Here is a 9092-nt window from a genome sequence, read left to right as displayed (position 1 = left end):
TTGACGGGTTTTCGCAGGTCACACGGCCTGGGTGGCGGCATTACAAGATCAATAACGGGTCAAAGTGTCACTCAAGTGTCACTTTGAACGGATTCAGCAATTCCAGCACTTCGCAGTTGTCCACCACGACCTGACGGCGGATGCCCTTGTGGATGTAGTGCCGCTGCGCCATCGACCGGTTGCCATCCGCATGCCCGAGCTGAGCGCTCGCGCAATCGTCACTGCCGGTGACCAACGCGACATGCGTCGCGACAGTGTCCCGCAGATCCGACAACCGGAAGTCGTCGTAATCGCTGCCCGCCCGCATCGCCTGCACAGCCTCACGCGCGGTGGCCGGGCTGATCCAGGCGTCGTCACTGCGCGGACCCTGAATCAGCGGTGAATCGTCGGTCTTCGGCCGCACTCGGTCGACCTCGGCATCCCACACGGTCGACAGCCAGTCGGGCAGGACAACCTGATATGGATTTCCGCTCTTGCGCCCCTCCTTCCGATACGGCGCAACACCGGGACGTGCCGACACCGTCGCGCTCACCTTCAGGACTCGTCGCACGCTGCCGTCGAGGTCGAGATACACGGCATCGCACGGACGGATCGCCAAGCCTTCGCCGGGCCGCATGCCTGTGCCGAGCAACAGCAGATAGAGGAATCTCAGGTAGCGGCTCTCGCCACGCCCGTCCTCGAGCCATTCGTCGATCCTTCGCAGAACACCGACCCGCGCGTCAATGTCCAACGGTCTCGGCGGTGCCTGCCCGATCGCCGGCCGTTCCACATAGGGCATCGGATTGTCCCCCGGTGGCAATCCCTGCCCCTGCACAATTATCTTGAACGCCATGCTCAACACGCGATGTTGCATGTAGGCGGTGCTCGATGCGATCTCGGTGGCCTCGTCGATGTAGTCGGCGATATAGCCGACCGACGCCGCTTCGCGGATGGTCAGGCCGCCCATCTCTGCCTCGAGTTTGAGGGCGTCGGGATTCGGTGAGCGGGCGGGATTCTTGTCGGGCTTGTAGATCACGCGGTGATAGTTGTTCCATGTATCCGCCGACAATGTGCCCGCGTCGACACGGGCCTCCCACCGCGTGTCGAGTTCTGCGAACACGTCGCTCATCTTGTCGGTGGGGGACCATTGGCGCCGCCGGGTGGTTTGCCGACGCTTGGACCCCTTGAGAACGTTCACGGCGAAGTTACGATGCCATTCCTCGAGGCATTCCCTGCGGGTGCGTCCGGTCGCACTGGTGCGGACGTACTGACCGCTTTGCGCTCGATGCCTGACGCGGTCCAAGTGGTAGAGACCGTCGCTGCCTTTCACCGGGTTGAGCTTCTCCTTGGGAGGCAGCGCACCCGGTTCCATCGCTGGATTCGGCACGGTCAGGCGACCCGCCGCTCAGTGACGTCGGTCTGCTCGGCCTCCCATGCGATGACGTCGTCGAGGCGATAGCGGACGCGGTTACCGAAACGCGTGAACCGCGGCCCCTTCGGGGGATGCTGCGCGGCCCAGTTCGCGAGAGTCTTGGGGGAGAGTTTGGTGCGGGTTGAGAGTTCGGGTCGTGTCAGCCATATGGTGTTGTTGGACATGCGATCTCCTGGGGGGTGGCGTTCCCGCTGGTTCTGGTCAAGTCCCGCCAGCTCATCGTGGAGTGTTGATTGTAGTCAATAATGTTGATTGAACGCAACGTTAGGGTGGTTTTGGTAGGACCACACGTCGCGCGCGGAATCGGGCGCGCGCGGTGCGTGGTCGCGTGCCTGCGGGTGTCGGTGCGGCGTGTCGTCGGGTGTCGGGTGTCGGCGAGCGCGGTGTGCGCGAATCCGAGGTGCTGTTGAGCATTCGCGCGGAATGACTTTGCAGATGCATCTGCATTTTGAGCGGGGACGACGATGCCTTGCGATTGCGCAGTGGTAACTGCTTCGCCAAGCTATGCTTTCGGTCGGATCCCGTATGCTCCGTGGGATCGTTTCCGTGAGCCGTGGGCGAAAAAGTGCATGCACGCAGTCATGACGTCATGCATTCATTCCACAATTCCGCAAAGTTGGTATGTCACGTCCCGGTCGGTTGAGCCGATACATCGAATGCCGAGCAGTCGCCAGGACGGCCCGGTCTCGATGCTGCCTCGGGTCTAGTGCGGCGTGTGATCGAACCGCGGCTGGCGCTCCCTGCCGTCGCGGGAAGTGGCTGCCTCGCCGTGTTCTCGTGGTGGAGGTGTGGGGCAACTTGTGTGAGGGGGTGGAACACGCGGTCGCTAGATCCGGACGCCGGTCGCGCGGCGCGGTAGTATTCGCACGTGTGTTCGAGGTCGCCTCCGCTGAGTGTAAGGTCGCGGCCAGTGCTGTGGTTCGGCCTGGTGAGGGCTGCGCGTGTGTGCCCGGTCGGGGCGATGGCCCGCCTGTCGCGTGGCTTGACTCTGGCTGCGTTGGTGGGCGTGGCTGGCGCGCGGCGTGTCGCGCGTGAGCGGTGGCGAAGCTGCTACAGTGCGCGTCGGGGGAGTGGGGCGATCGGTTTCCCAGTATGTTGGCACGCCATGTCATGAATTGGCCTGTCATGTCATGTGCACATGGTTGGGAATTGTGCTCGCCAAATCAGAGTGACTATTGCTAAAAGTTAGCCAGATCGGCGATCTCGGGTGTCGCCGCGTGAGTAAAGGTCGCACCCACAACAAGTGCGAAACATTTAAAGGAGCAGAGTGAGACAAACCACGCGGAATGGATTAGAGTCAGCGCCATGCCACACCGGAGTAGCGCAATTGGGTCATCCGACCCGTCATGCGACACCCGCCGTGGCGATGGCCCAAAACTCGCTGACGCCGCGATTCGGGCCTCGCGGGAGCGCTACGACGACACCCCAGTCCTTGCCCCGCCACATCACCCGAATCCCGTGACACCGAGCACCGCAACGAGTTAGAGGTCGACGCGTCACCCAGCACGAGGACATCACGATGCCACCACGAGAGCCAGAGTATGAGGCCGTCACCAGCATCACGGGGCATGCTGTCGACGATCTGCGCTCATTGGGATTCGAAACACTGCCGCCGGATGGTGTGCCCACTTACTGGCGCGACCCCGTCGGCGGTGCCTGGGTCAAGGAGATCGGCCGCATCTACGTCTGGGACTCTGGGCACCTCGAAGTTCAGCCCTACTGTGACCTGACTGAGCGCGACATGGGCGCTCTGTTCGGAAACTGCTGGCAGGTATGGGCTACGCGACCGCGCCAGCGAGCCCATAAAGACTGGTACCGCGGTCGAACCAAGATGCGCGGCGGCTACTACGAATGCGTCATCGTCGTCCAAGGGCTGGACCGCGCCGACCCGTTGGTCCGTAGTTTCCGTCAACCGCGCTCGAAGCAGGGTATGCAAACGGCCGCGTTTCAACGGCGTCTCGATCGAGGCCGTACCTATGGCATCAACTTCGACCAGGCGGTCTGAGCGGAACCAATTGAGGTGGGTCGAAAGTCAGTCGCGGCGGGGTAGAGCCCGTCGCGTTTTGACTGTCTTGGGAGGCTGATCGGCCGCCGGGTGCGACGTGGTCGGTTCGTGGGCGGCGTTGTCCGCCGCTTGCCTCTCCAGCGCGCGGAGACGGTCGAGTCGCTCGCGTAGCGTCTGGATCAGTTCCGCATCGGTCAGTGGGTCGATCCGGTCCGCGGACATGCCCAACTCTTCGGCTGTGGCGTATCCGGCCTTGATGAGTACTTCGGAGATGGGGCGGCCGAACTTCTCGGCGATCGCGCGAACCGCCTTGCGGTCGGGTGTTCGACCGGCATCGTTGAACCACAGCGTGATGGTCGATGGATTGAGGCCGATCTCCGCTGCCATCTGACGCTGAGACAGCTCGTGCAGTTCCATGAGGGCGTTGATGTATCGCGGCCACTGTCCGGCAGTGACCTCGTTACTGGTCGTCCTGGGAGACACGGAAGACACCCTTCGAGTGGCGTGTGGCCCTAATCGGGCGTGCTGGCGGTTCTCTGGTGCCTCTGATGGTATCGGTTGTTGACTTGACTGGAAACCTGCCGCGTTGACTCGATGAGGGTCATCGATTCGGCTATCTGACGATTTCCGCAGTTCAGAGGCGGTCTCCGCCGTGAGATCACGGTGAGTCGAATCAATCCTTCAACGACGTTGTTGCGATCGCGTCATCCACTGGGTAGTGTGTTGATTTGAATCAACACGGATGACTGTAGTCGGAACTCGGTTGGTTCTCTGGGAAACAAGAATGCCCGCCCCCACTGGCATGGGGACGGGCTGAACAACCACGGCAACCCCAAAGCGATGAAAGGAACCCGTGGCATGTCCATGCCTCAACATACACCCGACCCCCCCGACACCAACGCCTTCCGCGGCTGCCTCTACACCCTCGCCGCCTACTTCATCGTCATCACCTTCGGCGTCTTCCTGGGCGCACTGGCTTGGCTACTCGACTGGAGCTGCTTCCTGTGACGAATTCGGCCCTGTACCAGGAGCTTCCACCCACCGAACACGGCAGTCCCGCATGGCTCGAAGCGCGCCTTGCCGGGATCGGCTCCAGTGAAGTGTCCGGTCTGCTCGGCCTCGTCGACTGGGACAGCGCCTGGTCGATCTGGCTGCGGAAAACCCGCCGCGTCCCCGCCGACGCAGGTGTCGACACCGAATCCATGTTCTGGGGACGTGCTCTCGAACCGATCATCCGAGACGTCGCCTGCAAGCGACTCGGGCTCACCGTCGACACGCCCGGCACACTGCGCTCGGCGCAACGCCCGCACATGCTGTACTCCCCGGACGGACTGCTGTCCGACGGTGGCCTCCTGGAATGCAAGAACACGGCCTGGTTCATGGCGAACCGGTGGACCGGCCAGATCCCCGACCACGCCGAGCTGCAACTCCACCACGGCATGTACGTCACCGGCGCCACCCACGCCTACGCCGCCGGGTTGATCGGCGGCAACCGGCTCGAACTGGTCCGTGTCGACCGCAACGAGCGCCTGGTCGAGCTGGTGGTCGACGCCTGCGACCGGTTCTGGCGCGACCACGTCCTCGCCGACGTCGAACCACCCATCACCGGCACCACCGCCGACCGCGACGCCATCGACCAGCTGCACCCGTTCACCGGGGGAGATCTGCACGTTACCCGCGACGAGATCGCCGCCCTGCACACCGAATACAAGCTCGCGCAGCAGGCGGAATCCGACGCGGCGAAACGGAAAGACGCCGCGGGCAACAAGATCCGAGCACTGCTGGGCGGCCACGCGCGGCTGCTCGTCGGCGACACCGTGTGGGTCGCGACCAAGGCCGGACCGTTCAAATCGGCGGTCTTCCGAGATAGCGAACCCGAGCTGTACGCCGAATACCTCACCCGCGCCAGCCTCGACATCGACGAACTGCGCGAAGACCACCCCGACGTCTACGCCCGTTACCGGGCGATCTCCCTCGATTTGAAAGAGGTGGCCTGATGGCCCGCAATCTTGTCGACCGCATCGAAGCCAACCAGCAGCTCGCCGACGATCAACCGCCGTCGCTTCAGAAGCAGATCCGCAACATGGAGCAGCAGTTCGCGCTGGCGATGCCGCGCGGCAGCGAAGCCGCACAGCTCGTGCGAGACGCACTCACCTGCCTCAAGCAGACCCCGCAGCTTGCGCAATGCGACCCGGCGAGCGTGCTCGGTGGGCTCATGAGCTGCGCGCAGCTCGGGTTGCGACCCGGTGTGCTCGGGCACGCCTGGTTGGTGCCATTTTGGGACAGCAAGTACGAGTGGACCGATGGCGGCGGCCGAACCCGCAAAGGCGCGCACCGCGCTCAACTCATTGTCGGCTACCAGGGCCTGGTCGACCTCGCACACCGCTCCGGCAAGATCGCCTCCCTCATCGCGCGCACCGTCTACGAAAACGATGTCTTCGACGTCGACTACGGCCTCGCCGACTCGCTCGTGCACAAACCGAACCTCAAGGGCAGTCGCGGCGACACCATCGCCTTTTACGCCATCGCGAAGTTCACCACCGGCGGGCACGCGTTCCTCGTCATGACCTACGACGAGATGGTCGAGTACTGCAAGACGCACACGAAGTCCAAGGGCAAGTACGGGCCGTGGCACGACAACTTCGAATCCATGGCCCACAAGACGTGTGTACGACAGCTGTCGAAGTGGATGCCGAAGTCCACGGAATTCGCGCGCGCCATCGAACACGACGAAGCCGTCCGCGTGGACCTCACCGCCGACGCCATCGACCGACCCATCCACATCGAACCCGACGTTATCGAGGCCGAACCTGTTGAAGCGGACGATGCCCACGTCACGGGCGAGCAGTTCGACGGCGGCATGTTCCCGCCCGACCCGGAGGCGTAACCGATGGTCGTGCGGCTCGACGACGGGGTATGGCTCGCCTACCCCGAAGCGGGGGAGCGCGACGGCGAAGGCGGCGACTGCTACGCGGTCGCCTACTTCGGCGACGACGAACTCACCGCCCTCCGCTACGCCAACAACCACCCCGGCTATCGCGCCGTCCTCATCAAACGCGGCCAAACCCTCCTCGACGCAGTGAAGGCACAACGTGACTAGCTGGACCGAACGGCCACTCGCCTGCGCCGACCTCGAGACAACCGGGATCGTCATCGGCACCGACCGAGTCGTCACGGCCTACAACGGCCGCATCAACGGCGCGGACGTGACACCGCGCCGCTGGCTCGCCGATCCCGGCATCGACATACCAGCCGCAGCGACCGAAGTGCACGGCATCACCACCGAATACGCGCGCAAACACGGCCGCCCCCACACCGACGTCATCGCCGAAGTTGTCGACGACCTGTACCAGATCTGGGATGCCGGACATGTGATCGCCGTATTCAACGGCGGATTCGACTTCTCGATGCTCGCCTCCCACCATCCCGGCTTCGAGATCCGCGGCCCGATCTTCGACGCCTACGTCGTCGACAAGCACTTCGACAAGTGGCGCAAAGGCCGCCGCAAACTCGTCGACGTCGGCGCCCACTACGGAGTGCGCCCCGAAACCGCGCACGACGCCGAAGGCGACGCACTCGTCGCTGCACGACTCGCCTGGAAGATGCCGCGCGTCTACCCCGAACTCGCCCGCTACACCCCGGACGAGCTGATGACCGCGCAGACCGATTGGTACCGCGAGCAGGCATACAGCTTCATCGACTACCTCCGCCGCCACAACAAACCGTTCACCGACGTACAGACTTCGTGGCCCCTCTACACACCGAAAGTCCACGCCGCATGACCACCGCCAGCACCCAACACCTCGTCTCCCGCGGCTTCGTCGACGCCGCACCCGTCCGTAAACGGATCCGCGAATTCCTCGACGCCGACTACTCCCTCTACCAGCTGCACAAACTGACGGGCGTCAACACCACCACTCTCGGGCGAATCGTCAACGGCACCAGCACATTCGCCGACCCCGACATCGCCGCGATCATCACCCGTACGACCGTCGAGGACGCCGACGCCGTCTACAAGCCAGCCATCGACCCGGTGCACCTCGAACGCATCCTCAACGGCGAGCCCTGCGCACCGCCGCGGTCGAAGGACAAACCCGCCTACGCCCGCACCCTGCACCGCACCTACGGATGGGGCAGCGGCCGAATCGCCACCGCCCTCAGCATGTCCGGCACCGCCGTCAACAAAGCCATCAGCGAGGAGGCATGACGACGCTGCCCCTGGCGCGGACACACGCCGGCACCCCAGCCAGCACCGTCCCGAAGCTCGGTGCTTACCGCCGCAACAAGGTCCGTAAGCTGCGTGAGATACGAGGCATTCCGCACATGGTGCCGTCCGGCCGCCCCCACGCGCACACAGAATGGCTCTTGGATCTCGGCTTCACCTATCACTCGATCGCGGCCGCAGCCGAAGTCGGAGTCACCACAGTCCGGCAGATTCACCAACAGCGGTTTCACACCACCCACATCGAAATCGCGAGCAGGATTCTCGCCGTCACCCACAAGCCCACACAGGCCCAAGCAGGGTTCTCCGTGCCCGCTCTCGGTGCCGTCAGGCGTATCCACGCTCTCCAAGCTCTCGCCTGGACCCAGAAGGATATCGGCGCACGACTGCACGTCACGGCCAGCGCTGTCGGGGCGGTCACGCGTCGGCACAGCATCACCTTCGAAGTGTGGGACGCCGTCCGCAGCGTCTTCGAGCAATTGTCCGGCAGCCCAGGTGAATCCGGCCTTACCCGATCGCGTGCTCTCGCCCGTGGATTCCATCCGCCATTGGCGTGGGAAGGGCTCGACATAGACCACCCCGACCACGAGCCGACAGCGGACACCGACCTCGACGACGACGCCGACATCGACCCTGTACTCCTGCGACGCATCCTGGACGGGCAGCATCGCGGCAAAGTGCCGAAACCGGAGCGGGCCGCCGTCCTCGACCTCGCCGTCGGCAAGGGGTGGAGCGGGACCGACATCGTGCCATTGCTGAACCTCACACAGGCCGCCGCCGACCAGGCGCTCGTCCGCCGCCGACGCGAACTGCGAAAGCAGGCCGCCGTATGAACGGTCTCACCGCCCGCGCCCGCCAGCAAAAGCTGTACCGGTGGCGCCGAGCCAACAACATTCAGGTCTTCACCGACCCCCAGCCCGTGCGTGACCACATCGAACTACTCATGAGTTGGGGCATGACAATCGGGATGATCGGGCAAGCCGCTGGCTGCTCCGGACAAGCCATCGCCTACATCGCCCGAGCCGCTTTCCCGCGCGTCACCACTGATCTCGCCCGGCGGATTCGCGCGGTCGGCCACCACCCGCGGCCCGGCCAGTGCTTCGCCCTCGCGATCGGTGCACGCCGACGTATCGAAGCCCTGAACACGCTCGGCTGGCAGTCGGAATACCTCGCCGAACGACTCGACGTCTACGGGCGGGTCCGCCTCCAACACATGATCAAACAACCCCGCATCCGGTACACGACCTGGGCGGCGATCCGCGACCTCTACGACGAACTGTCCGGCACGCCCGGACCCGGCCACAACACCATGGTCCGCGCCCGCAACCGCGGACTCGCGCCACCGCTCGCCTGGTACGGCCGCGACATCGACCACCCCGACACGCGACCACGGCGCACCGCCGACAAGCCGCCGCGCCGCCGTGGAATCGCGAGATCGGAATAGCCATGGTCAC

12 protein-coding genes are annotated in these 9092 nt (G+C 64.3%); 9 read left to right on the top strand and 3 right to left on the bottom strand.

The window, feature by feature from the left end; all coding sequences use genetic code 11:
• Nucleotides 1-67: 67 nt before the first annotated feature.
• Together QMO76_RS33670 and QMO76_RS33665 are read right to left on the bottom strand one after the other, a co-directional pair.
• A complete protein-coding gene (locus QMO76_RS33670) occupies nt 68-1351 on the bottom strand; it encodes a hypothetical protein (protein WP_306365411.1) in 1284 nt (427 codons plus the stop codon).
• Between the two features lie 17 nt (nt 1352-1368).
• On the bottom strand, nt 1369-1575 hold the full coding sequence (locus QMO76_RS33665; protein WP_306365410.1) for an AlpA family transcriptional regulator: 207 nt from the start codon (nt 1573-1575) through the stop codon (nt 1369-1371).
• A 1355-nt stretch (nt 1576-2930) separates the two neighbouring features.
• On the opposite strand from QMO76_RS33665, the gene QMO76_RS33660 reads away from it, so the two are divergent.
• Nucleotides 2931-3416, top strand: coding sequence for a hypothetical protein (locus QMO76_RS33660; protein WP_306365409.1), 486 nt, complete (start codon nt 2931-2933; stop codon nt 3414-3416).
• A gap of 27 nt (nt 3417-3443) precedes the next feature.
• On the opposite strand, the gene QMO76_RS33655 is transcribed toward QMO76_RS33660, so the two are convergent.
• Nucleotides 3444-3833, bottom strand: a complete 390-nt coding sequence (locus QMO76_RS33655; protein ID WP_306365408.1) for a helix-turn-helix transcriptional regulator — start codon at nt 3831-3833, stop codon at nt 3444-3446.
• 441 nt (nt 3834-4274) lie between these two features.
• On the opposite strand from QMO76_RS33655, the gene QMO76_RS33650 reads away from it, so the two are divergent.
• From QMO76_RS33650 to QMO76_RS33615, 8 genes are read left to right on the top strand one after another with little or no spacing between them, the layout of a single operon-like run.
• Nucleotides 4275-4424 (top strand): hypothetical protein, encoded by a 150-nt coding sequence (locus QMO76_RS33650; protein WP_306365407.1) that lies wholly within the window; start codon nt 4275-4277, stop codon nt 4422-4424.
• A complete protein-coding gene (locus tag QMO76_RS33645; RefSeq protein ID WP_306365406.1) occupies nt 4421-5413 on the top strand; it encodes a YqaJ viral recombinase family protein in 993 nt (330 codons plus the stop codon). Before QMO76_RS33650 ends, QMO76_RS33645 begins: the two co-directional genes overlap by 4 nt.
• Nucleotides 5413-6303, top strand: coding sequence for a recombination protein RecT (recT, locus tag QMO76_RS33640; RefSeq protein ID WP_306365405.1), 891 nt, complete (start codon nt 5413-5415; stop codon nt 6301-6303). The genes QMO76_RS33645 and recT overlap by 1 nt, the downstream gene beginning before the upstream one ends.
• A gap of 3 nt (nt 6304-6306) precedes the next feature.
• Nucleotides 6307-6516, top strand: coding sequence for a hypothetical protein (locus QMO76_RS33635; protein ID WP_306365404.1), 210 nt, complete (start codon nt 6307-6309; stop codon nt 6514-6516).
• On the top strand, nt 6509-7198 hold the full coding sequence (locus tag QMO76_RS33630; protein ID WP_306365403.1) for an exonuclease domain-containing protein: 690 nt from the start codon (nt 6509-6511) through the stop codon (nt 7196-7198). Before QMO76_RS33635 ends, QMO76_RS33630 begins: the two co-directional genes overlap by 8 nt.
• Complete coding sequence (locus QMO76_RS33625) at nt 7195-7623, top strand: hypothetical protein (RefSeq protein WP_306365402.1); 429 nt, start codon at nt 7195-7197, stop codon at nt 7621-7623. Before QMO76_RS33630 ends, QMO76_RS33625 begins: the two co-directional genes overlap by 4 nt.
• Entirely contained in the window at nt 7620-8471 is an 852-nt protein-coding gene (locus QMO76_RS33620) for a hypothetical protein (RefSeq protein ID WP_306365401.1), read from the top strand. Before QMO76_RS33625 ends, QMO76_RS33620 begins: the two co-directional genes overlap by 4 nt.
• Nucleotides 8468-9082 carry a hypothetical protein gene (locus QMO76_RS33615; RefSeq protein WP_306365400.1) on the top strand — a complete coding sequence of 205 codons (615 nt, stop codon included), beginning with the start codon at nt 8468-8470 and terminating at the stop codon, nt 9080-9082. The genes QMO76_RS33620 and QMO76_RS33615 overlap by 4 nt, the downstream gene beginning before the upstream one ends.
• Nucleotides 9083-9092: the final 10 nt, after the last annotated feature.

The organism is Nocardia sp. CC227C, from assembly GCF_030767025.1.
Lineage (GTDB): Bacteria > Actinomycetota > Actinomycetes > Mycobacteriales > Mycobacteriaceae > Nocardia.
Note: the sequence above shows the minus strand (reverse complement) of the source record. Positions and strands in the feature narration are given on the sequence as shown.